Origin of the sequence: Ornithinimicrobium sufpigmenti, from assembly GCF_004322775.1 — a bacterium.
GTDB lineage: Bacteria > Actinomycetota > Actinomycetes > Actinomycetales > Dermatophilaceae > Ornithinicoccus > Ornithinicoccus sufpigmenti.
In genome coordinates, this window is record NZ_CP036403.1 from 206,008 (window position 1) to 227,487 (window position 21,480).

At 71.9% G+C, this 21,480-nt stretch carries 20 protein-coding genes; 14 read left to right on the top strand and 6 right to left on the bottom strand.

The features are described 5' to 3' along the window. Nucleotides 1-37 precede the first annotated feature (37 nt). Both ESZ52_RS00965 and ESZ52_RS00970 read left to right on the top strand, forming a co-directional pair. A complete protein-coding gene (locus ESZ52_RS00965; protein ID WP_131103285.1) occupies nucleotides 38-943 on the top strand; it encodes a DUF5926 family protein in 906 nt (301 codons plus the stop codon). A 19-nt stretch (nucleotides 944-962) separates the two neighbouring features. Further along, nucleotides 963-1,853, top strand: a complete 891-nt coding sequence (locus ESZ52_RS00970) for a glycosyltransferase family 2 protein (protein ID WP_131103286.1) — start codon at nucleotides 963-965, stop codon at nucleotides 1,851-1,853. Here the strand turns inward: ESZ52_RS00970 and ESZ52_RS00975 are convergent. Then, nucleotides 1,801-4,101 carry a hypothetical protein gene (locus ESZ52_RS00975; protein WP_131103287.1) on the bottom strand — a complete coding sequence of 767 codons (2,301 nt, stop codon included), beginning with the start codon at nucleotides 4,099-4,101 and terminating at the stop codon, nucleotides 1,801-1,803. The two genes, ESZ52_RS00970 and ESZ52_RS00975, sit on opposite strands and share 53 nt — an antisense overlap. Nucleotides 4,102-4,179: 78 nt before the next feature. On the opposite strand from ESZ52_RS00975, the gene ESZ52_RS00980 reads away from it, so the two are divergent. Further along, nucleotides 4,180-4,620, top strand: a complete 441-nt coding sequence (locus ESZ52_RS00980) for a DUF4446 family protein (RefSeq protein WP_202865392.1) — start codon at nucleotides 4,180-4,182, stop codon at nucleotides 4,618-4,620. 27 nt (nucleotides 4,621-4,647) lie between these two features. Here ESZ52_RS00980 and ESZ52_RS00985 read toward each other — a convergent pair whose 3' ends face one another. Then, on the bottom strand, nucleotides 4,648-5,658 hold the full coding sequence (locus ESZ52_RS00985) for a diacylglycerol/lipid kinase family protein (protein ID WP_131103289.1): 1,011 nt from the start codon (nucleotides 5,656-5,658) through the stop codon (nucleotides 4,648-4,650). 106 nt (nucleotides 5,659-5,764) lie between these two features. On the opposite strand from ESZ52_RS00985, the gene serS reads away from it, so the two are divergent. Next, the gene (serS, locus tag ESZ52_RS00990) at nucleotides 5,765-7,042 is read left to right on the top strand and encodes a serine--tRNA ligase (protein WP_131103290.1); all 1,278 of its coding nucleotides are present in this window, start codon (nucleotides 5,765-5,767) and stop codon (nucleotides 7,040-7,042) included. Nucleotides 7,043-7,113: 71 nt separating this feature from the next. Here the strand turns inward: serS and ESZ52_RS00995 are convergent, their stop codons facing one another. Further along, nucleotides 7,114-7,350: an NUDIX hydrolase gene (locus tag ESZ52_RS00995; RefSeq protein ID WP_131103291.1), complete on the bottom strand. Its 237-nt coding sequence runs from the start codon at nucleotides 7,348-7,350 to the stop codon at nucleotides 7,114-7,116. 443 nt (nucleotides 7,351-7,793) lie between these two features. On the opposite strand from ESZ52_RS00995, the gene ESZ52_RS01000 reads away from it, so the two are divergent. From ESZ52_RS01000 to ESZ52_RS01035, 8 genes are all read left to right on the top strand, one after another. Then, nucleotides 7,794-10,445: an HNH endonuclease signature motif containing protein gene (locus ESZ52_RS01000; RefSeq protein ID WP_131103292.1), complete on the top strand. Its 2,652-nt coding sequence runs from the start codon at nucleotides 7,794-7,796 to the stop codon at nucleotides 10,443-10,445. A gap of 212 nt (nucleotides 10,446-10,657) precedes the next feature. Continuing rightward, nucleotides 10,658-12,031, top strand: coding sequence for a sensor histidine kinase (locus ESZ52_RS01005; protein WP_131103293.1), 1,374 nt, complete (start codon nucleotides 10,658-10,660; stop codon nucleotides 12,029-12,031). 102 nt (nucleotides 12,032-12,133) lie between these two features. Continuing rightward, nucleotides 12,134-12,847, top strand: coding sequence for a response regulator transcription factor (locus ESZ52_RS01010; protein ID WP_272948393.1), 714 nt, complete (start codon nucleotides 12,134-12,136; stop codon nucleotides 12,845-12,847). 125 nt (nucleotides 12,848-12,972) lie between these two features. After that, nucleotides 12,973-13,857 carry an ABC transporter ATP-binding protein gene (locus ESZ52_RS01015; protein WP_131103294.1) on the top strand — a complete coding sequence of 295 codons (885 nt, stop codon included), beginning with the start codon at nucleotides 12,973-12,975 and terminating at the stop codon, nucleotides 13,855-13,857. Next, nucleotides 13,854-15,104, top strand: coding sequence for an ABC transporter permease (locus tag ESZ52_RS01020; RefSeq protein ID WP_131103295.1), 1,251 nt, complete (start codon nucleotides 13,854-13,856; stop codon nucleotides 15,102-15,104). The genes ESZ52_RS01015 and ESZ52_RS01020 overlap by 4 nt, the downstream gene beginning before the upstream one ends. Before the next feature lie 121 nt (nucleotides 15,105-15,225). Further along, the gene (locus ESZ52_RS01025) at nucleotides 15,226-16,056 is read left to right on the top strand and encodes an HAD family hydrolase (RefSeq protein ID WP_131103296.1); all 831 of its coding nucleotides are present in this window, start codon (nucleotides 15,226-15,228) and stop codon (nucleotides 16,054-16,056) included. Between the two features lie 13 nt (nucleotides 16,057-16,069). Beyond that, the gene (locus ESZ52_RS01030; protein WP_181010085.1) at nucleotides 16,070-16,876 is read left to right on the top strand and encodes a TrmH family RNA methyltransferase; all 807 of its coding nucleotides are present in this window, start codon (nucleotides 16,070-16,072) and stop codon (nucleotides 16,874-16,876) included. A gap of 44 nt (nucleotides 16,877-16,920) precedes the next feature. Continuing rightward, nucleotides 16,921-17,568 carry a VOC family protein gene (locus tag ESZ52_RS01035; RefSeq protein WP_131103297.1) on the top strand — a complete coding sequence of 216 codons (648 nt, stop codon included), beginning with the start codon at nucleotides 16,921-16,923 and terminating at the stop codon, nucleotides 17,566-17,568. A gap of 167 nt (nucleotides 17,569-17,735) precedes the next feature. On the opposite strand, the gene ESZ52_RS01040 is transcribed toward ESZ52_RS01035, so the two are convergent. The 3 genes from ESZ52_RS01040 to ESZ52_RS01050 are packed head-to-tail and all read right to left on the bottom strand — an operon-like array spanning nucleotide 17,736 to nucleotide 20,664. Beyond that, the gene (locus tag ESZ52_RS01040) at nucleotides 17,736-20,021 is read right to left on the bottom strand and encodes a heavy metal translocating P-type ATPase (protein WP_131103298.1); all 2,286 of its coding nucleotides are present in this window, start codon (nucleotides 20,019-20,021) and stop codon (nucleotides 17,736-17,738) included. 24 nt (nucleotides 20,022-20,045) lie between these two features. Further along, nucleotides 20,046-20,324: a cation transporter gene (locus ESZ52_RS01045; RefSeq protein WP_131103299.1), complete on the bottom strand. Its 279-nt coding sequence runs from the start codon at nucleotides 20,322-20,324 to the stop codon at nucleotides 20,046-20,048. A 58-nt stretch (nucleotides 20,325-20,382) separates the two neighbouring features. After that, nucleotides 20,383-20,664: a metal-sensitive transcriptional regulator gene (locus tag ESZ52_RS01050; protein ID WP_131106350.1), complete on the bottom strand. Its 282-nt coding sequence runs from the start codon at nucleotides 20,662-20,664 to the stop codon at nucleotides 20,383-20,385. Nucleotides 20,665-20,845: 181 nt separating this feature from the next. Between ESZ52_RS01050 and ESZ52_RS01055 the strand changes: the two genes are divergently transcribed. Both ESZ52_RS01055 and ESZ52_RS01060 read left to right on the top strand, forming a co-directional pair. Beyond that, complete coding sequence (locus ESZ52_RS01055; RefSeq protein ID WP_131103300.1) at nucleotides 20,846-21,040, top strand: helix-turn-helix transcriptional regulator; 195 nt, start codon at nucleotides 20,846-20,848, stop codon at nucleotides 21,038-21,040. Further along, nucleotides 21,027-21,455 (top strand): hypothetical protein, encoded by a 429-nt coding sequence (locus ESZ52_RS01060; protein ID WP_131103301.1) that lies wholly within the window; start codon nucleotides 21,027-21,029, stop codon nucleotides 21,453-21,455. Before ESZ52_RS01055 ends, ESZ52_RS01060 begins: the two co-directional genes overlap by 14 nt. Nucleotides 21,456-21,480: the final 25 nt, after the last annotated feature.

Here is a 21,480-nt window from a genome sequence, read left to right on the forward strand (position 1 = left end):
GTCCAGCCACTCTAACGACGCACGTAGACTCCCCCGCATGGGTAAGGCATCACGCAAGAAGCGGCAGGCCACGGGTTCGTCGGAGCAGAAGGCGCAGCGCGCACCGTTCGTCGCCCGCCCCTTCGAGGGGCTGGCTGACGAGAGCGACTGGGTGGCGATGCGCGAGATCCTCCCCGCGGCGACCGCGACCGTGCAGGTCGTCATCCCCGAGGGGTTGCAGGTCGGCGGACGTGACGTCCCCGCGGGCGAGCGCGAGATCACGCTCGTGTCCGTGCTGCCCGCCGCGATGCCGGCCGTGCACCGCGATACCGGCGAGGTGCTGGTGGCCCTGCAGTCCCGCACGTCCAGCGGTGACGCCTCCCGCGACGTGGCCCAGGCGATCCTCACCGCGCTGGCCAGCGAGCCGGGCACCTCGATCAACTCCGTGCGCCCGGCGAGCGCCGACACCCCGCGGCTGCAGGACCTGCTGCCCGAGGGGCAGCGTCTCGAGGTCCAGGTGCAGGACGACTTCGGCTTCTGGCTCGGCGAGAACGCCACAGAGGAGCAGAAGGCGGCCCTGCAGGAGATGAACGACACCGCCGTGCCGATGGCCCGGGTCGAGGGTGCACCCTCCGCCTTCTGGTGCCACATGAGCGGCCGCAGCTATATCCGGTGGATCCTCGAGCAGGACGAGGACACCGCACTCGAGGCGCTCTCCCGCCTGTCCGCCGCCGGCGAGCACACCCTGGGTGACGACACAGACCTGCTCGGTGCCTTCCGCGCCTGCGGGCTGCTGGTCCCGGTCCTGGAGGTCGACCCGCAGAGCGAGGCCGCCTCCCATGCCGACGCGCTCGCGCAGCTGCAGGCGCGCTACGAGAAGGCGCTGCAGCAGGAGGGCGAGCTGACCGCCGAGGAGCGTCGGGCTCGCAACGGCCTGGTCTCCCGCCAGGTCACCCTGCGCTGACCTCAGACGCGGGTATGCCGTGAGCGCGCTCCCCTCCTCTCGGCCACTCGAGCCCTCCGGGCCGCTCGAGGTGGTCGCGGTCGTCCCGGCCAAGGACGAGGAGACCCGCATCGGGGCCACGATCGCCGCGCTCGAGCAGCTCGGCACCGTCGGGTGGATCGTGGTGGTCGACGACGGGTCGACCGACCAGACCGCGGCGGTCGCGGAGTGGACCGGCGGGGTCGAGGTGGTGCGGCACGACCGCAACCGCGGCAAGGCCGCGGCCATGACGACCGGTGCCGCCCGGGCCGCCGAGCTCGCGCCCGGGGCGCCTGTGCTCTTCGTCGACGCCGACCTGGAGGCCTCGGCCGGGAACCTGGGGCCGGTGGTCGAACCGGTGCTGGCCGGGGAGGCCGACATGACGATCGCCGTGCTGTCACCGCAGTCGCGTGCCGGTGGCGGCTTCGGGATCGTGGTGCGCACCGCCCGGGACGGCATCCGTCGGTTGACCGGCTGGGCCCCGACCCAGCCGCTGTCTGGTCAGCGCTGTCTGAGCCGTGAGGCTCTGGACGCGGCACTGCCGCTGGCGTCCGGCTGGGGCGTGGAGGTCGGGCTGACCGTCGACGTGCTCCGGGCTGGAGGCCGGGTGCTGGAGGTGCCGTGCGAGCTGCACCACCGCGTCACCGGCCGCGACCTGCGCTCGCAGGTGCACCGGGCGCGTCAGCTCGCGGACGTCAGCCGCGCTCTGGTCGACCGGTCAGGGGCGAGGGAGAAGGCCACTGCGAGGGTCGCGGCGACTGCGCAGCAGGCGCGCGGGCTGGCCGGTCGAGGGGCGCGCGGTGCCGCCAGCGGCGTCATGCGCGGGGTGACGACGGCCGTCAGTTCCGCCTCCCGACGGTTGCCGCGGAAGACGGAGGACCGCCAGCCTTGAGTGTCGAGGCCTGGGGGTGGGCCAGGAGGGCCACACCTGCGGCGATGAGCACCGCCAGGCAGGCGCCCATCGCGGGCAGGCCGGAGTCGTTGAGGAGCCAGGCCAGGATCATGGCGGCCACAGCGGCGAGGGCCGCGGGGCGGGCGCCGGCATGCTGCCAGAGCCGCTCGGACCAGGCCGGTCGCCTGATGATGACCAGGATCATCAGGATCAGGAGAAGGACCACGAGCCAGGCGATCGGGTAGTTGAGCAGGATCCCCAGGCTCTGCGCCAGCTTGCGGCTGACGATCCGCCAGGCCTCGCCGTCCAGGACGGACTGCACGAAACCGCCCAGGTGGGTACGCCGCTCCGGCCCGCGGAGCCAGTCCAGCGCCATGAGTGCCGCGGCGGCCAGCCCGCCGGCGACCGCCACGCCCAGCAACGAGCGCCAGGTCCAACGGATGCCGAGGGCGTGCAGGACCAGAAGGCCGGTCGCGACCACCAGGGCCGGCACCCCGCCGAAGTCGGCACCGGCTGTCGGTGCGCCGTTGAGCACGGTGGCGCCCAGCCCGACGAGTGCCACGGCCGCCGCTGCCTGTCGAGGTCGGTCGCGCAGCCAGGTCAGCAGTGCAGCCATCACCACCAGGGTGGCCCCGAGGGTGAGCCCCAGGCCGACGTTGCCCTGCCCGTAGAAGCGACCTGCGGTGACGGGCTGAAGCCCCAGCACGGACACCAGCCCGAGCCGCGCGGACCAGAGCACGTCGACGTAGATCACCACCACCGTGATTGCAGCGATGACCGCCGGTGGTCCGAGAGGGTCCGCCCGCCAAGGCCCCGCCCACGCGACCGCCGCGACCACGAGTGAGCACAGCGCGACGGCACCGAGGAGCGCTAGCGACGGCTGACCGGCACGCCACCACGGGAACAGCCCCGCCAGCCACGTCGCGACCGGACCGGCCAGCGCGAAGCTCGCGGCGACGAGGACGAGGAGCCTGCCGGTAGGTCTGGCGCGGCCGCGCTGCCGTCCCCAGCGGAGCAACGCCGTGCCCAGCGCCAGCAGCCCCAGCGCGGCCGCGACCAGGACCCCGAGCACCAGTGGGGCGACCGCCTTGACCCAGGAAATTCCACCAGCGAGGTCTTTCGCCTGGGCGATCGCCGCCTCGCCAGCTGACGTGACACCGGCTGCTGGGTTGCCAACCCCGGGACCATCGGGCTCCTCCGGGTCGGTGTCCGGCGCGCCGGCGACCACGGACTGACCGGCCAACGGCGCCGCGGTCGGCACCTCGACCCCCGCGAGCGACAGCAGGGTGGGCGTCAGGTCGGTCAGCTGCACCAGGCTGGCCTGACGCGTGGTCCCCGACGTCAGGGCCGCTGCCCCCGGGTGCTCGCCGACGGGGGCGGCCACCAGCACCTGGGCCGTGGGTCCGGAGGCCGGTTCGTGGCCCATCCCGGCGACCAGGAGCGTCGTCCCGTCCGGCAGCCCCTCGGCCAGTTCGCCGACGGCCGCATCGAGCTCGGCCAGCACGTCCGAGCGGTCTCCCGGGTGGACCTGCGGCCCGGACACCAGGTGGATGCGGCACCTGGTCTCCAGATCGGACGGCACCTCCAGACCGGTAGCCCGCACCACCGCCGCCCGCCCGTCCGCGTCGGCCGCGCCGATGACCGCTGCAGGGCCGTAGGCCGCGACGCACGTCCCACCCTGCTCCGCCAAGCCGGCCAGGGTGCCCAGCTGGGGGCCGAGCGCACGCCCGGCCGCGGCCTCCTCCCAGGAGCGCCAGCGCTGCTCGTCCACCTGCTCGTCCACCTGCTCGTCGGTCTGCTCGTCGGTCTGCTGGCCGATGACCGCGGTCCGGGTCCCCGTCCCGTCGGCGTCCCCACCCTCCACGTCAGGGCCCTCGGCATCTCCGCACCCCGGCAGGTCCGTCGCCGCCCGCTGCCCGGCCCCCACCGTCAACCACGCGTCGGCCTCGCAGGTCACCTCGTGGGTCCCGCGCAGGACCAGGGCCGCTGACCCGCCCTCCATGCCCAGGCGCGCCAGTTCCGGCGTCGTCTCCGGCGACACCAGGTCCCACGTCAGCCCCGGCACCCCGATGAGCACGGCCTGGCGCTCCTCCGTCGGCAGGTCGGCCGACGTCCCGAGCGCGACCCTGTCGTCCGGCTCGGCGACGGAGGGTGCCACCCCGACCCACGCCGCGAACGCCGCCAGGAGCCACCCGACCAGCACGGACACCACGAGCGCCCACGCGCCCACGGTGCGGCGTGACCGCATACTCCACCTCCTGCCGGCCGGTGACGGCATGGTTGCACGGGTGACCGACAGGAGCCTGGACGGCATACCCTGGGCCCCGTGAATCATGAGGTGCTGACCTGGGTCGCGGTGGGGGTGGCGGTGCTCGCGCTGCTGCTCGCGGTGGTGGCCTGGGTACGCCTGCGGGTCGTCGACCGACGGCTCGGGTCGCTGATCGACGCGGGGGCGCCGACCACGCCGGAACGGGAGCGTATAGAGGCGCTGGAGGGCGAGGTGGACGCCCTGCGCGGTGACCTCGCGCAGGCCCTCCGGCACGTCGCGGTGGTGCGGTATGACGCGTTCGGCGACATGGGCGGGCGGATGAGCTTCTCGGCCGCGATCGTCGACGACACCGGCGACGGCATGGTGATCAGCTCGATCCATGCACGGGGGGAGAGCCGCACCTACGCCAAGGGCATCGTCGGCGGCGACTCCGAGATCGTGCTCACCCCCGAGGAGCGGCAGGCGCTGGACGCTGCACGGACGGGCAGCGAGAACTGACCGCGGGCGCGACCCAAGGAGGCTGCCTCAGCGCGGCAGACGCACCAGCAGGCTGTCGGGGTCGACGGCGACGCGCATCGCCGAGACCGTGCCGAGGGTGTCCCCGTCCAGCTCGATCTCGACCGGCTTGTCGCAGACCACCCGGATCTCCTGGGCCTGGAAGTGGTCCACGCGGGAGTGGCCGATCCGCTGCCGGGTGATGAGCTGGCCGGTCATCGCTGCCCAACCGACGATGCCCTCGGGCGACAGCAGGACGGCGTCGATCGCGCCGTCGTCGGCCACGGCGTCGGGCAGCAGCTCCATCCCGCCCTGCAGCCGGCCGACGTTGCCGACCATCACGCTGCGCACCCGGCGGCGGAGCGGCTCAGCCCCGTCCACCTTGAGCGCCACGGTGAACTGGGGGCCCTTCAGGTGGCGCAGCCCCGTGATCAGGTAGGCCAGCCAGCCCATCCGCGCCTTGAGCCCTTCGGGGGCGGCGGCCATGACCTCGGCGTCGAAGCCCAGACCGGCCATCACCAGGAACCGGTGCTGCTCCCGGACCTCCTCGGAGGTCCGGTCGTCCACCGCGTCGCGGAAGTCGATGGTCTGCGCCGGGTCCTCCTCGTCCCGCAGTCGCGCGGCGAGCTCGCCCGACGTGGGGCGTACGAGCTCCAGAACGCAGCTGTCGATCGCGGCGGTCCGTCCGGTGAGCGCGATCTCCAGCGCACGTCCGAGGGAGTCGACCGGGAGGTCCAGGTTCCGGGCGAGCAGGTTGCCGGTGCCTCCGGGCAGCAGACCCACCGGGATGCCGGTGTTGGCCATCGTCGAGGCGACCGTGCGCACCGTGCCGTCGCCGCCGAGCGGGCACACCAGGTCGACGCCGGCCTCGATCGCCTGCTGCGCCTGCCCCTGTCCCGTGTCCTCGGGGGTGGTCTCCAACCACATCGGTGCGGACCACCCGTTGCGGGTGCACGCGGCCTCCACCCGGCGACGGACGAGACCGAGGTCGGTGAACTTCGTCGGGTTCACCACGACCGCTGCCCTCCCCTGATTCTGCATGGGCCTCACGCTATCCGGCGGGCCCTACCCCGGCGGCGCAGGCGCACGGCAGCAGGCCGCACGGCATACCGGTCAAGCCTGTGGACGGCCCGGATAGGCTGGCGCCATGCTCGACCTCCGCGACCTCCGTGCCGACCCCGACCGTGCCCGCCTGAGCCAGCAGGCTCGCGGAGCCGACCCGGCGGCGGTGGACTCGGTGCTGGCCGCGGACACGCGGCACCGGGAGGCGCTGTCCGCCTTCGAGGCCGCCCGCGCGGAGCAGAAAGCCTTCGGCAAGAAGGTCGCGCAGGCGAAGGGCGAGGAGAAGCAGCAGCTGCTCGCGCAGGTCAAGGAGCTGGCGGCCCGGGTCAAGGAGCTCGACGCCGAGGCGGGTGCGGCCGCGGCCGAGCGAGACGCCGCGATGCGGCAGATCGGCAACCTCATCATCGAAGGCGTCCCCGTGGGTGGCGAGGACGACTTCGTCGTGCTGGAGGAGGTCGGGACTAGGCGCGACTTCGTGGCCGAGGGGTTCGCCCCCAAGGATCACCTGGAGATCGGCGAGGCGCTCGACATCGTCGACATGACCCGTGGCGCCAAGGTCTCGGGCGCGCGCTTCTACTACCTCAAGGGCGACGGTGCCCGCCTCGAGCACGCGCTCATGGGGCTGGCGCAGCAGATCGCCCAGGAGGAAAGTTTCAGTCCTCTCGTCGTGCCCAACCTGGTGCGGCCCGAGACGATGTTCGGCGCGGGCTTCCTCGACGCGCACGCCGACGAGGTCTACCACCTGCCGGCTGACGACCTCTACCTCACCGGGACCTCCGAGGTCGCGCTCGCGGGCCTGCACGCCGACGAGATCATCGACCTCTCGGGCGGGCCACTCCGGTATGCCGCCACCTCCACCTGCTACCGCCGCGAGGCTGGGTCCTACGGCAAGGACACCAAGGGCATCTTCCGGGTGCACCAGTTCCAGAAGACCGAGATGTTCGTCTACTGCCGCGTCGAGGACGCCGAGGCTGAGCACGCCAACCTGCTGCGGGTCGAGCGCCGCATCCTCGACGCGCTCGAGCTGCCCTACCGGGTGATCGATGTCGCTGCGGGTGACCTCGGCGGACCGGCCGCGCGCAAGTTCGACTGCGAGGCGTGGATCCCGACGCAGGAGAAGTACCGCGAGCTCACCTCCACCTCCAACTGCACCACCTTCCAGGCGCGCCGGCTGAACACGCGGGAGCGCGATCCGAACGGCTCCGGCACCCGGATCGTGGCGACGCTCAACGGCACCGCCGCGACCAACACCCGGCCCATCGTGGCGCTGCTGGAGAACCACCAGCAGGCCGACGGGACCGTGCGCGTCCCGGAGGCCCTCCGGCCTTTCCTGGGCGGTATGGAGGCCCTCGCCCCTCGGTGAGAGGTTCGGCTCCCTCCCTGGTGGGTGGAGACACCTCGGTGCGTGTCGGCGGTTCTGCTGCCGCGGCGCGGTCAGAGCCAGCCGAGCGACCGGAAGGTCGCCTGCGCGAAGGGCCCCACTTCCGGGTTGCCGAGTTCGTCGCGCTGGAACCACCGGACTCTGTCAACCTCGACGCCGTCTGGGCGGAGTGCGCCTGGGTCGGTGAGCTTCGCCTCGTAGACGACGCAGACGTAGGCCGTCTCGTCGCCGTTCGGGTAGGTGATCCGGAACTCGGGTCCGCCAAACGCGCCGGCCAGCCTGGTGATCACGACGTCGGAGCCGATCTCCTCGCGTGCCTCCGGCGAGCCGCGTCGAGGGGTGACTCGTCGACATCGACGGAGCCTCCAACCGTGGCGTAGGTGCCGAACTCGGTCTGTCGGGCGATGAGGACCCGTCCGCTGTTGTCCAGAGGGAGCACCGCCACCGAAGGCAGGAGAAGCAGATCGTGGCCCACTTTCTCCCGTAGGCGAGCGATATGGGGAGCGACGGGCATGGCCTTGACGCTACCGAGACTGTGTCGTCGCCAGTGAGTCCACCGGTTGTTCACATCCTCGGAGCGGCACTGCGGATTGGTGACGCGCTGTGGATAAGTCGAGGGTGTGTCGTACTGGTGTTCTACCATGGTGGTGTCGGTCACGAACCGTCGGGAGGGGGAGTTCCGGGCGGGGGTGCCGGGCCGGTTGTGGGCCCACTGGAGAGGGGGTGGTTGGGGATGAAGCGGGATGGGTCTCGTGAGGGTGCGGGGGCTTCGGCCGTCCCTGGCCTGCGGGGTGAGTTGGAGGCGGTGCTGGCGCGGGCGGGCCTGGATGCGGGGGCGGTGGCGGTGTTCGCGGACGCGGTCCTGCTCGCGGGGGCGGCGACGGCGGGTCGGCCGGTGGCGGGGGTGGAGGCAGGGTTTGTGCCGTTCTCCAGGCCGGCCCTGCCGGAGGGCATCACTCGTCAGTCCGATGAGGCCGGGGGTGAGGAGGCGGGGTCGGTGGATGGGTTGTGTGCGGTGGCGGATCGTGCGCAGACGGCGGTGGAGGCGGTGAACCAGGTCATTGCCCGCCTGGAGCGGGTGCGGCTGGTGGCGGTGGCTGAGGGGGTGAGCGCGATGGGCCGGGTCGAGCTGGCCCGTCGTGGGGTGTTGGACGTGGGGGAGTTGTCGGCGACGGGTCGGCAGCGGTGGCGGTGGCGGACCAAGGCGCGGGTGCGGCAGGACCTGACGCCGGCCACGGGCTGGTCGCGGGCGGAGACCGCGACCCTGGTCGGGGTGGCGACCGCACCGGTCGCGTTCCGGACCCCGGTGAACAGTGCCCTGTCCCGCGGGACCGTCACCTGGGCCCTGGTGCGTGGCCTGTGGCGGGCGTGTGACAAGGCGAAGCTGTCCGCGGCTGATGCCGCGCACGTGGCGAGCGTGATGCTGGCCGATGAGGCGGGCACGTGCGTCCCCGAACGCCTGGAGGCCGATGGGACCGTGACGAGGGCGCCGTGGGGGCATGGGGTGTTCTGGGCGGTGCTGGAGCGGGAGGTGGGCAAGGTCGCGGCCTGTCCCGACCCGGGCGACCAGGCGTCGGTGGAAGCGGCGGAGGCGGCGCGGGCGGCGCGGGAGGCGGCGTACCGGGCCCGGTCGATGTGGGTCCGGGTCAATGAGGACGGCACCGCGCAGGTGTGTTTCACCGGCACTGCCCTGAAGGTGCTGGCGTTGGGGGACCGGTTGGACAAGGCCGCGCGTGCTGCCCGCGGCGCCGGTGATGCACGGTCGGTGGCGCAGCTGGCGAACGATATCGGGATCGCCTTGTTGGGGCATGCGACGATCGGGGCGCACGAGCTGCCCGACCTGGACATCTTCAAGTCGACCCAGCCCGCGCCGGAGGATCTGGTCGCGGCCGGGTGGACACCACAGGTCATCGCGGCCCTGTCCGCCCTGCCCCCGGCGATCCTGCAGGTGATCGTGCCGCTGTTGGCGTTGCACGACCCCGCCACCGCCCACACCCTGCCCGGCGTCCACCGCACCACCACGACCCAGGACCCGCACGGGCACGCGGGCCAGGGTCCCGACGGGGCGTACGGAGCGACGGGCGATGAGGGCGGCGGCGCGGCGGGCGAGAGTGTCGGGCCGCCGGGTGAGGCAGTTGGCGGGGCGGCCCAAGAGGCAAGCGAAGGCTCCGGCGGTACAAGCATTGAGGCTGGGCATACGGGCGCACCGGGCTGCCCCGCCTGCCTGCCCTCGGTCCGTGCCGCCCGCAACCACGACATCGACCACGCCAGTAGAGCAGCCCGACAGGACCCCGGGGAGGACTCCGCCCACCGCGAGTGTCTGGGAGAGGACTCTGCCCGTGGCCGGGATCCGGACCGTGGGGAGGACTCTGCCCATCACCAGGGCCAGCGGAGGGTGCCGCGGGTGGCGTGGGTGGGTCGGGTGCTGGGCAAGCAGCCGAAGTTCCTCGGACCGGACCTGGTGCGGCGGCTCGCGTTGTCGCCGGGGAGCACGTTCGTGCGGCTCCTGGTCGACCCGGCCGACGGGCGGTGCCTGGAACGGTCGACCACGGCGTACAGCTTCGATGCGGCGATGCGGGCCCAGCTGGCCGCGGCCGACGTGACCTGCCGCGCACCGGGGTGTGACCACCACGCCGGCAGTTGTCAGGTCGACCACGTCATCCCGCACGGCACCGGCGGCCTCACGAGGGAGACCAATGGGCAGGTGTTGGACACCTGGCACCACGACCCCAAGACCGCGAAAGCCTGGGACGCGGTGCTGCACGCCAACCGTGACGTCACCTGGACCACCACCCTGTCCCGCGTGTACCGGACCCGGGTGCATGACTACCGGGAGCTGGTCACCCTCATGGTCGACGCCCTCGACCGCGTCGCCACCGTCGATGAGGACGACGTGGCGGACCAGATCAACCGCGAGGTCTACCAGGCCCTGTGTTACCGGGGCGCCGGGGAGCGGTTGAACGAGGGCGATGACGACACCTACGACGAGGCGCACCTGGCCCGGTTCGGGGGCGACATCACCATCGGCCTGTCCCACCGCGACCCCCTCACCGGACGCCGTACCCCCGGACCCTCACCCACCGCCCGCGACCGCGCCGACACCGCAGCAGCACTCGCCCGCACCACCCCACCCAGCACCGCGCCCGGCGATACCCGTGCAGGCGACTCGTCCGGCGGTGACACCACCTCCGGGGACGGGGTGGCCGTCCAGGGCAAGACTTCCCTGGGCAGCGGACAACGGCAACCGCCTGCGACCAGTGACCAGGACAGGCCCCGCTACCCCGGCGGCCGCCGGTGGGGACTCACCGACCGCCCCAACCGCCCCGAGCAGGACCGGCAGACACCCTGGAGCCAGCGTCGTAACGACGACCCACCACCCTTCTGACCCTCGCGGCTCCATCCCAGGTCGGAGACGGCCGACGTAGCCATGGCCGCAACTCCCTCTGAAGGGGGAGGCCCGCCTCTCCACCGGCACCTAGGCTGAGGCGGCAGGCAGCGTCATACCTGTCAGCGAGGGCAGCAAGGGCAGCGAAGGCGGCAAGGCGTAGCGGGCAGCACAGCAGCCGACGAGGTCGGCGAGAGCGAGGCGGACGGATCATGGAACGGCTGGAGCACTGGTTCGGCGCCGAGGAGCGCTGGGAGCGGGTGCCGACCTCGGCGGATCGCCGCCAGGATGTGCACTGGGCGATCTTTGCGTTCGCGGTGGCCGCCCTGGGCCTGGAGTTCATCCGGATGGGCGGAGGCCTGACCGACGAGGCGTTCGGGGTGGGAGCGCAGTACGTCGCGGTCGTCTCTGGTGCGGCGTTGGTGGCGTTCCGCCGTATCGCTCCCCTGACCGTCATGCTGCTGGCCGCTGCCCACTTCATCGTCGCGGGCGAACTGATGCCCGTCGTCATGGCGTCCCTGCCGATGCAGCTGCTCGCCTTCTTCCTCTTCTTCTCCGGCGTCGCCTGGGCACGGGACCGGCGCGGGGCACTGTTCGCCACGCTCGCGGTTCTGCTCGTGATGGCCATCTGGCTGGCCTGGTGGTTCGCACTCGGCTCCGGGTACAGCCAGATGCAGGAAACCCTGAGCGAGGAGGGGGTCGAGCGGTACGGCTTCCTCAGTCCCGTGGTGGCCCTGATCCTCTACACGATCCTGGTCAACATCATCTACTTCGGTTTCGCCATCGCTCTCGGCCTCGTCAGCTGGCGGGGGGCCCTGGAGCGGCACCGCTCCGAGGAGCAGCACCGGACCATCCAGGAGCAGAACTTCCGGCTCCGCGACCAGGCGGTGGTCGCCGAGCGCCTGCGGATCGCGAGGGAGCTGCACGACGTCGTCGCGCACCACGTCTCGGTCATGGGTGTGCAAGCGGCCGCTGCACGGCGGGTCCTCGACCGCGACCTCGACGCCGCGCGGGAGTCCCTGGCGGTGATCGAGAAGTCTTCCCGCAGCGCGGTCGGGCAGATGCGGGACCTGCTGGGCACGTTGCGTAACGGGGAGCTCGAAGCCGGCTCGGACGACACAGACCAGGACCCGCGCAGCCCTCAACCCACCCTCGATGACCTGCCGGCCCTGGCGGCAGAGGCGGGCACCCCGACGTGCGCCGTCACCGTCGAGCTCGTCGAGTCCGAGCCCGGGGCTGCGGCGCACGTGCCCGCACCCGTTCAGCTGTCCGCATACCGGGTCGTCCAGGAGGCCCTGGCCAATGTGCGCCGCCACTCGACCGCCCGCAACGCCTCGGCGGTGGTGCGCGTCGACCTGCAGACCCAGCAGGTGGAGGTCGAGGTGGTCGACGACGGGACCGCCCGTGTCGGCACCTCCGGATCCGGCCTCGGCCTGCTCGGTATGCGGGAGCGCGCCCAGCACCTCGGCGGCGGCGTCGAGTGCGGACCGCGCACCGCACATCCGGGATGGCGGGTGCGGGTATGGTTCCCGCTGGACGGTCGCGCGGTAGAGGACGGACAGACGCTCGTGCCGACCCGGGCCTGATCGTCCGACCTGCGGTCGACGCCGGACCGGACACACGCCGGGACCGCCCACACCCCTGACCCTGTCCACCGTCCAGCCAGCCGAGCCACCGAGGGGACCCCTGTGACCATCCGCGTGCTGCTGGTGGACGATCAGCCGCTGCTGCTGCAGGGCTTCGCGATGATCCTCTCCATCGAGGACGACATCGAGGTCGTAGGTCAGGTCACCGACGGGGCCAAGGCGGTCGCCGCGGTCCCCGAGCTGAGGCCTGACGTGGTGCTGATGGACGTGCAGATGCCCGTCCTCGACGGCATCGAAGCTACCCGCCAGATCGCTGCCGCCTCCACGGACGTCAAGATCATCATCCTGACCACCTTTGACCGCGACGACTACCTCTTCGACGCCCTGACCGCTGGCGCCAGCGGCTTTCTGCTGAAGAACGCGGATGCCGACGACATCGTCGACGCCATCCGCACGGTCGCCCAGGGGCACGCGCTGCTGGCCCCCGAGGTGACCCGACGCGTGATCGGCGCGATGACGACGGGCGGCTCTGGCAGCGCCCCTGCCTCTGCCGATGCGGCTGCCCCCGTCACTTCTGCCGCTGCCAGCCCCGCTGCCCCAGCCCCCGAACCGCTGCCCCAGCTCACCAGCCGCGAGCGCGAGGTGCTCGTCCTGGTCGCCAAGGGCCTGTCCAACGCCGAGATCGCCCAGCAGGTCTTCGTCAGCGAGGCGACGATCAAGACCCACGTCTCCAACATCCTGGCCAAGCTGGGCGTGCGGGACCGCGTCCAGGCCGTGGTCAGCGCCTACGACTCAGGGCTGGTCCGGCCGGGCTGAGGACCCGCTCCTCCGTCCCAGGGGGGAGACGGAATCTCCCGCCTGCAGCCGATGTGACGGCATACCCCGCACCCATAGCGTGGTGGCAAGGTCGAGATCCGGCCGCTACGACGAAGGGGAGAACCGTGCTCGAACTGCAGGGCCTGACCAGGCGCTACGGCGACGTCACCGCGGTCGACGACGTCAGTTTCACCGTCCCCACGGGGGCCATGGTGGGCTTCGTCGGCGGCAACGGTGCCGGCAAGACCACCACGATGCGGATGATCATGGGCGTGCTCGCTCCCACCTCGGGTCAGGTCCTCTGGGACGGGCGCCCGGCCGGTCGGGCCGAGCGCAGCCGGTTCGGCTACATGCCGGAGGAGCGCGGGCTCTACCCCAAGCAGCCGGTCCTGGCCCAGCTCACCTACCTCGGCCAGCTGCACGGTATGACGCGCGCCGCCGCCCAGGACCGCTCCCAGGAGCTGCTCACCCGGTTCGGTCTGGGGGAGCGGCTGACCAGCAAGGTCGAGGAGCTGTCCCTCGGCAACCAGCAGCGTGCGCAGATCATCGCCTCCGTGCTCGGCGATCCGCTGCTGCTCGTCCTCGACGAGCCCTTCAGCGGCCTGGACCCGGCCGCGGTGGACCAGATGAGCGAGCTGCTGCGCGAGCACACCGCAGCCGGCGTGCCGGTCCTCTTCAGCTCCCACCAGCTGGAGCTCGTCGACCGGCTCTGCGACTCGATCGTCGTGCTCAACGCCGGCCGGGTGGTCGCCCAGGGCACCTCGACCGACCTGCGCAGCGGCGCCCCGCTGCGCTACCGCCTCACCATGGCCGGCGACACGGGCTGGGTCCGTGGCCGCCCCGGCATCGAGGTGGTCGACCTGGACGGCCCCAGCGTCCTGCTGGCACCCGTGGACGAGCAGGCCGCCGAGGGGCTGCTCGCCGAGGCCGTCGCCCGCGGCGGAGTCCGTGAGTTCAGCCGGGTCATCCCGACCCTGTCCGAGATCTACCGAGAGGTGGCTGCCGCATGAGCACCGTGACCGACCCCCGCAAGACGCCCACCACCAGTCCGGTCCCCGGCCAGGACGGCACCTCCGCGAGTGGCACGCGGTCCCCGTGGACCCTGGTCATGCAGCGCGAGATCGCCGTCAAGCTCAAGGACAAGAGCTTCATCTGGGGCACCGTCCTGACCCTGGTCCTCCTCGTCGCCGCGTTGATCCTGCCCACCTTCCTGGGCGGCGGCGCGGCCAGCTACCAGGTCGCGGTGACGGATCAGACCGCCGCTGCCGTGGTTGCGCAGGCCGAGGCCACTCTCCAGGCCGAGGACGACGAGGCCAGCCTCACGGCGGAGACGGTCGCGGACCGGGCCGCCGCCGAGCAGGCAGTCCTCGCTGGGGACGTCGACGCGGCCCTCATCGGGGGGCCCGGGGAGTGGGAGCTGCTGTCCGACGGCATGCCCTCGCTGGAGCTCGACACGGTGCTCTCCGACACCGTCCGGGCCCAGGCGCTGGCCGAGCAGGCGGAGGCCGCGGGGATGACGCTCGAGGAGCTGACCGCAGGCTCGCTCCTCGTCCCCGTCGACCTGTCGGAGTCCGAGGACGGCATGCCCGGCTTCCTGCAGTTCCTCCTCGGCTTCGTCTTCGCGATCCTCTTCTACATGGCCGCACTCACCTTCGGGCTGCAGATCGCCAACAGCGTGGTGGAGGAGAAGCAGTCGCGGATCGTGGAAATCCTGGCCGCGATGATCCCGGTCCGTCAGCTCCTGCTCGGCAAGGTCCTGGGCAACACGATCCTGGCTTTCGGGCAGATCGCGCTCATCGTCGCCGTCGCCCTGGTCGCGCTGCCGCTCACCGGCTTCGACGTGGCACTGCCCGGGATCGCCGAGGCGCTGCTGTGGTACCTGCCGTTCTTCGTCCTGGGCTTCCTCGCCCTGGCCTGCATCTGGGCCGCAGCCGGGGCGCTCGCCTCGCGCACCGAGGACGTGCAGTCCACCTCGATGCCGCTGACCATGTTCCTGGTGGTGATCTTCATCGCCGCCCTGAACTCCTCGGGCATGCTGCGGGACGTCCTCTCCTTCGTGCCCGTCGCGTCCACCTTCGTGATGCCGATGCGGATCGTCGAGGGCGACACCGCCCTGTGGGAGCCGCTGCTGGCGCTGGTCATCGTGGCGATCTTCTGCGCAGGGTCGATCTGGTTGGGCGCCAAGCTCTACGAGCGGGCGCTGCTGCACACCCAGGGCACCCTGACCTGGCGGGCCGCGCTGGGCCGCAAGGACTGACAGACCCGGCAGGTAGGCCACCGCTCCAGGGGACGGCATCGGCATACCTGCCCAGGGCGACGCCCCCGCCGCACGACGGCGGGGGCGTCGGTGCGTCCCGCACGTGGTTAGGGTTGCCAGGGTGACCAGCACCCTCGCGGCCCAGCCGCTCCTCATCGCCCTGGACGTCGACGGGACGATCCTGCACCACGACGGCCACCTGGCCCCGCGGGTGGCCGACGCCATCCGCGCCCTGGACGCCGTGCCCCAGGTGACCGTGGTCATCGCCACCGGACGCTCGCTGGAGGCGACGCTACCGGTGATGGACGCCCTCGGGCTGTGCACCCACGGGCGGCCGGCCGTCTGCTCCAACGGGGCGGTGACCCTCGAGATCGACGAGGGAGCGGCCGACGGCTACCGGCTCGTCGACGTGGTGACCTTCGACCCGGCACCGGCGATCGAGCTGGTCCGGCGCGAGATGCCGCACGCGCTCATCGCCGTGGAGGACATCGGCGCCGGCTTCAAGGTGAGCACGAACTTCCCGGCCGGCGAGCTGTGGGGTCAGGAGAAGATCGTGCCCCTCGAGGAGCTCGCCGCCGAGCCGGTGACCCGGGTGACCTTCCGGGACCCGTACGCCACCTCAGAGGAGTTCACCCGCCTGGTGGAACGGATCGGGCTGCACGGCGTCTCCTACGCCGTCGGCTACAGCGCCTGGCTGGACCTGGCCCCCGAAGGGGTGAGCAAGGCCTCCGGCCTGGAGCTGGTCCGTCGCTCCCTCGGTGTCCAGCCGCACCGGACCGTCGCGGTCGGGGACCAGCGCAACGACCTGGAGATGCTGCGCTGGGCGGCTCTCGGCGTCGCGATGGGGCAGGCGCCGCCGGAGGTGGTCGCCGCGGCGGACGAGCAGACCGCGAGCGTGGAGGAGGACGGCCTGGCCATCACCCTCGACCGCGTCCTCGCCGAGTGGGTCTGACGGACGGCGCGGCGTGCCCAGACCGCTGATCATCACCTCCCCGGCCAACCCCCGGCTCAAGGGGTTGGTGGCCCTGCGCCGGCGCCGGACGCGGGAGCAGGAGCGCCGCACCCTTGTCGAGGGGTATGAGGAGCTGGGCCTGGCCCTGGACGCGGGGGTGGTCCCGGAGGAGCTCTACTTCTGCCCCGACCTGATGGGCGACCAGGCGCGTGCCGGCGACCTGGTGGAGCGGGCCGGCGGGCTCGGCGCGGACCTGGTGCAGCTCTCGCGGGCTGCCTTCGAGAAGGTGGCCTACCGGGAGGGGCCGGACGGCTTCCTCGCGGTCGTTGGCACGGTCGACCGACGGTGTGCCGACATGGGCCTGCCGCCCGACCCGCTCATCCTGGTCTGCGAGGGGGTCGAGAAGCCGGGCAACCTGGGGGCGATGCTCCGCACCGCCGACGCCGCCGGGGTCGACGCGGTCATCGCCGCGGACCCCGTCACCGACTGGGGCAACCCCAACACCGTCCGCGCCTCCAAGGGCACGGTGTTCTCGGTGCCGTTGGCGAGCGACAGCTCGGCGGGGACGGTGGACTGGCTGGCGGAGCACGGCATACCTCTGGTGGCGGCGATCCCGGACACGGGCACGATGCACACCCAGGTCGACTACCGCGGCCCGGTCGCGATCGCGGTCGGCGCGGAGAAGACGGGGCTGACCGAGGCGGTGATCGCCGCCGCGACGCACCGCGTGCGGATCCCGATGGTGGGCCGGGCGAACTCCCTCAACGTCGCCACCAGCGCCGCGATCATCGTGTACGAGGCGGTCCGCCAACGGGGATGAGGGGCCCTGTCTGACCGCCCGCAGCTGTATGCCACGATGACGGCATGCGTATCGACCACGTCAGTTATGCCGCTGGCCCCGAGGGTCTGCAGGCGACGGCGGAGCGGCTGGGGGAGCTGCTCGACGTCACTCCGTGCGACGGCGGGGTGCACCCCCGGTTCGGCACCCGCAACATCATCCTGCCGCTCGCCGAGCGGCGGTATCTGGAGGTGGTGGAGGTCCTGGACCACCCCTCCTCCGACAAGATGCCGTTCGGTCAGGCCGTGCGTGCCCGCTCGGCTAAGGGCGGCGGCTGGATGGCCTGGGTCGTCGCGGTCGACGACCTCGCCCCGGTCGAGGCGCGGCTGGGCCGCACCGCGGTGGAGGGCAACCGCCACACCCCCCAGGGCGTCGACCTGCGGTGGCGCCAGATCGGCGTCAAGAACGTCATTGACAACGGCAACCACCCGTTCTTCGTGCGCTGGGACTCCCCGGCGGAGGACCATCCCTCGCAGCTGGGACCCTCCACCGTCCGGCTCAAGGGTCTGACGATCGGCGGCGACGTCAACCAGGTCCGGGACTGGCTCGGCCTGAGCGACCAGCCGGCCGGCTCGTTCGAGAGCCAGATCGAGTTCGGCTTCGTCGAGGGCGACGAGCACCCCTGCCTGTTCCACGTGACCTTCACGACCGAGCGCGGCGACGTCGAGATCTGAGCCTCGCGCTCCGGGGGTGCTGGCGCGCCACACGCCTGCCCACCCGACGGTTTGCCTACTCCATCGTTCACGCCGGTCACACCTGGAGCCGCTCGGTCATGCGTGAGCCGGTTCTTCCCGGCTCACGCATGACGAACTGGCTGCCGGTGCGACGGGTGTGACCGGAGTCAGTTCACCCGCTGCGCATACCCCTTCAGCCGCAGGCTGTTGAGCACGACCAGGACGCTGGACAGCGCCATGGCGGCTCCCGCGATGAGCGGCGTGAGCAGGCCGAAGGCGGCCAGCGGGATCGCCAGGGTGTTGTAGCCGAAGGCCCACACCAGGTTCTCCTGGATGACCCGCAGGGTCTTGCGGGACAGGCCGATCGCGTCGGCGACCGTGTCCACGTCCGAGCGCATGAGCACGATGTCGGCGGACTCGGCGGCCACGTCCGTGCCCGAGCCCATCGCCATGCCCAGGTCGGCCTGGGCCAGGGCGGCGGCGTCGTTGACCCCGTCGCCGACCATGGCGACCACCCGGCCCTGCTCCTGCAGGGCCTTGACGTGCTCGAACTTGTCCTGGGGCAGCACGCCGGCGTCGACGTTGCGGGGGTCGATCCCGACCTCGGCGGCGACGCGGCGGGCGGTGTGCTCGTTGTCTCCGGTCAGCAGGTATGGCGTCAGGCCCAGCTCCTTGAGCCGGGCGACTGCTGCGGCGCTGCTGGGGCGCGGGGTGTCCGCGACGGTGATCGCGGCACGGGCCACTCCGTCCCAGCCGACGAGCACCGTCGTGCCGGTCCCGGCCGCCAGGACCTCGCTCAGCACCTCGGGCACCTCCTGGAACAGCTCGGGCTTGCCGACGCTGACCGCGGTGCCCTTGATGCGGGCACGGGCACCCTGCCCGGGCAGGGTGACGAAGTCGGTGATCGGGGACGGGCGGACACCGCGCTCGCGGGCTCCGGTGATGATCGCGCGGGCGACCGGGTGCTCGCTGCCGGTCTCCACGCTGGCTGCGGCCTTCAGCGCCGCATCGGCGGGCAGGTTGCCGGCCGGGACGACCTCGGTGAGCACGGGCTCCCCGGTGGTGATGGTGCCCGTCTTGTCCAGCACGACCGTGTCGACCAGGCGGGTGGACTCCAGGATCTGCGGGCCTTTGATGAGGATGCCCAGCTCGGCTCCCCGTCCGGTGCCGGTGAGCAGCGCGGTCGGCGTGGCCAGGCCCAGCGCGCAGGGGCAGGCGATGATCAGCACCGCAACGGCCGGCATGAGGGAGCGGGCCACGTCGCCGCCCGAGACGAAGAGCCAGACCACGAAGGTCAGCAGCGCCACGACGAGCACGATGGGGACGAACACCGCCGAGATCCGGTCGGCGAGCCGCTGGATCGGGGCCTTGCCCGTCTGGGCCTGCTCGACGAGGGCGGTGATCCGGGCCAGCGTGGTCTCGCCGCCCACCCGGGTGGCCCGCACGATCAGCCGGCCGTGGCCGTTGACCGTCGCCCCGACCACCTCGTCCCCGGCGGTGACCTCGACCGGCATCGACTCTCCGGTCACCATCGAGGCGTCGATCGTGCTGGTGCCGTCGACGATGCGGCCGTCGGTCGCGACCTTCTCCCCGGGCCGGACGACGAACCGGTCCCCGACCGCCAGCTCCTCGACCGGGACGCGGTGCTCGCTCCAGGCGCCGCTGCCGGTCTCGTGCCGCAGGATGGCGACGTCCTTGGCGCCCAGCTGCATCAGCGACGTCAGCGCCGAGCGGCCCTGCGCCTTGGCACGGGCCTCGATGTAGCGGCCGATGAGAAGGAAGGCGATGACGACCGCCGCCACCTCGAAGTACATGTCGTGGCTGAACCCCGTGAGCAGCGCGACGACCGACCAGCCCATCGCGGCCGTCGTGCCGACCGAGACGAGGGTGTCCATGGTCGAGGAGCCGTGACGGGCGTTGATCGCCGCGGCGCGGTGGAAGGGCCAGCCGGCCCAGAAGTAGACCGGCAGCGTGAGCAGGAACTGGAGCCAGTGCCCGGCCGTGCCCAGCGCGTCCCGAACGGGCGGCACCATGTGCAGCAGGAAGACCACGAAGGCCAGCACGCCGGCCACGATCATCCGCAGCCGCAGCGACTCCCGGTCCACGACGTCGTGCGTCATGGCCGGGGGTCGACCGCCGCGCTCCTGCTTCACGGGCGTCGCGCCATACCCGGTCTTCTCCACCGTGGCGACGATGTCGGCCACCGACAGGTCGGCCGGGAAGTCGACGCTCGCCTTCTCGGTGGCCAGGTTGACGCTGGCCTGCACCCCGTCCAGCTTGTTCAGCTTGCGCTCCACCCGGGCCGAGCACGACGCGCAGGTCATGCCGGTGATGTCCAGGTCGACGTGCTGGAGCCCGGCCGGTGCTGTGGGCCCGCCCGTCGCGGACCGGTCGGGACCGGTGCCGCCCGTGCCGGGACTGCTGCTGGTCCTGGTGCTGGTGCTGCTGCTCATGCTGCCTCGCGTGTCCTGTCGGCGTCAGAGGGTGGCGGTGTAGCCGGCCTCCTCGACGGCGGCACGTGCCGCGCCGAGGTCGAGCGGGCCGTCGGAGTCGACGAAGACGTCGGTGTCGCCGCCCGCGACGAGGTTGTCGATGCGGACCTGGAGGACGCCGGGGACCTCCTTGAGCTCCTCGGTCACCGCAGAGGTGCAGTGGCCGCAGGTCATGCCGCTGACGACGACCTTCGTGGTCTGGACCTGCCCGGTCTCCTCGGCCTGCTCGACGGCGGGGGAGTCGCTGCGCTGCTGCTCGGTCATGTTCTCTCCTCGGATGGTGGTGGTATGCCGTGCGCCGGCCCTGGTCGGTCGGGTCCCGTCAGCTGCGGACCAGGCGGGCGATCGCGTCGGCGGCCTCGCGGACCTTGACGTCCTTGGCCTCCTCCGACTCGGCCGCCGCCTCGACCACGCAGTGGCTGATGTGGTCCTCCAGCAGCCCCAGGCTGACCGCCTGCAGTGCCTTGGTGACCGCGCTCACCTGGGTGAGGACATCGATGCAGTAGGTGTCCTCCTCCACCATGCGGGCGATGCCGCGGACCTGCCCCTCGACGCGGCGCAGCCGCTTGAGGTAGTCGTCCTTGGTCCCGGAGTACCCACGCACAGTCATCCCTCCAACATACCCCCTCGGGGTATGTGAGGGCAAATGGTAGAAGTTGCGAAGGTGGCCACGTACAGCGTACTGAGTCAAGGAGTCTTGACACTGTGCGGTGAGGTCAAGTACCTTTGACACGTCAAGGTCGCTTGTCACCCAGGCGACCGTCGTCATGACCACAGGAGGGTCGATGCGCAACGAGGTCAAGAGGCTCCGGATGGCCGCGGGCCTGTCGCAGCGGGAGCTCGGCGAGCAGCTGTCCGTCTCGCGCCAGACCATCAACTCGATCGAGACCGAGAAGTACGACCCGTCGCTCCCGCTGGCCATCGCCATCGCCCGCCACTTCAACACCACCGTCGAGGAGATCTTCCATGTGGACCAGTGAGCTCACCGCCCGGCAGAAGACGGGCGCCTTCCTGGGCGTCGGGCTGCTGCTCGCCCTCGTCATCGGGGTCGGCCTGCTGCTGCGCGAGTACGGCCCCGGCAACATGGGCACCGGCTTCCTGCAGGGCGCCGCCGTCGGCCTGGTACTGGCAGGGGTGGCGCTCTGGCGGGTCTCCCGGGCCCCCGACAAGGCGTCGACCTTCGAGCGCGCCTTCACCTCCGCCGGGGACGAGCGTGACGACGCGCTGCTGACCCGGTCGCTGGCGGTCCTGGGTCTGGCCGCCTTCCCGCTCACCGGCGCCGCGGCGGTCGCGATCGGGCTGGGCGCCGAGGTCATGATGATCATCTTCTTCCTGCTCATCGCCCAGCTGACGGTGGGTGCGGTCGCGTACGTCGTGATCTCCCGCCGCAGCTGAGACCCAGCTCAGCTGACCCCTCAGA

Excerpts from the sequence above, each read along its gene's own strand:
- ESZ52_RS01035 (WP_131103297.1), top strand. The coding sequence starts at position 16,921 with ATGCGTATCGACCACGTCAGTTATGCCGCTGGCCCCGAGGGTCTGCAG.
- ESZ52_RS01020 (WP_131103295.1), top strand. The coding sequence starts at position 13,854 with ATGAGCACCGTGACCGACCCCCGCAAGACGCCCACCACCAGTCCGGTC.
- serS (WP_131103290.1), top strand. The coding sequence starts at position 5,765 with ATGCTCGACCTCCGCGACCTCCGTGCCGACCCCGACCGTGCCCGCCTG.
- ESZ52_RS01045 (WP_131103299.1), bottom strand. The coding sequence starts at position 20,324 with ATGACCGAGCAGCAGCGCAGCGACTCCCCCGCCGTCGAGCAGGCCGAG.
- ESZ52_RS01000 (WP_131103292.1), top strand. The coding sequence starts at position 7,794 with ATGAAGCGGGATGGGTCTCGTGAGGGTGCGGGGGCTTCGGCCGTCCCT.
- ESZ52_RS01040 (WP_131103298.1), bottom strand. The coding sequence starts at position 20,021 with ATGAGCAGCAGCACCAGCACCAGGACCAGCAGCAGTCCCGGCACGGGC.
- ESZ52_RS00975 (WP_131103287.1), bottom strand. The coding sequence starts at position 4,101 with ATGCGGTCACGCCGCACCGTGGGCGCGTGGGCGCTCGTGGTGTCCGTG.
- ESZ52_RS01055 (WP_131103300.1), top strand. The coding sequence starts at position 20,846 with ATGCGCAACGAGGTCAAGAGGCTCCGGATGGCCGCGGGCCTGTCGCAG.
- ESZ52_RS00965 (WP_131103285.1), top strand. The coding sequence starts at position 38 with ATGGGTAAGGCATCACGCAAGAAGCGGCAGGCCACGGGTTCGTCGGAG.
- ESZ52_RS01005 (WP_131103293.1), top strand. The coding sequence starts at position 10,658 with ATGGAACGGCTGGAGCACTGGTTCGGCGCCGAGGAGCGCTGGGAGCGG.
- ESZ52_RS01060 (WP_131103301.1), top strand. The coding sequence starts at position 21,027 with ATGTGGACCAGTGAGCTCACCGCCCGGCAGAAGACGGGCGCCTTCCTG.
- ESZ52_RS00985 (WP_131103289.1), bottom strand. The coding sequence starts at position 5,658 with ATGCAGAATCAGGGGAGGGCAGCGGTCGTGGTGAACCCGACGAAGTTC.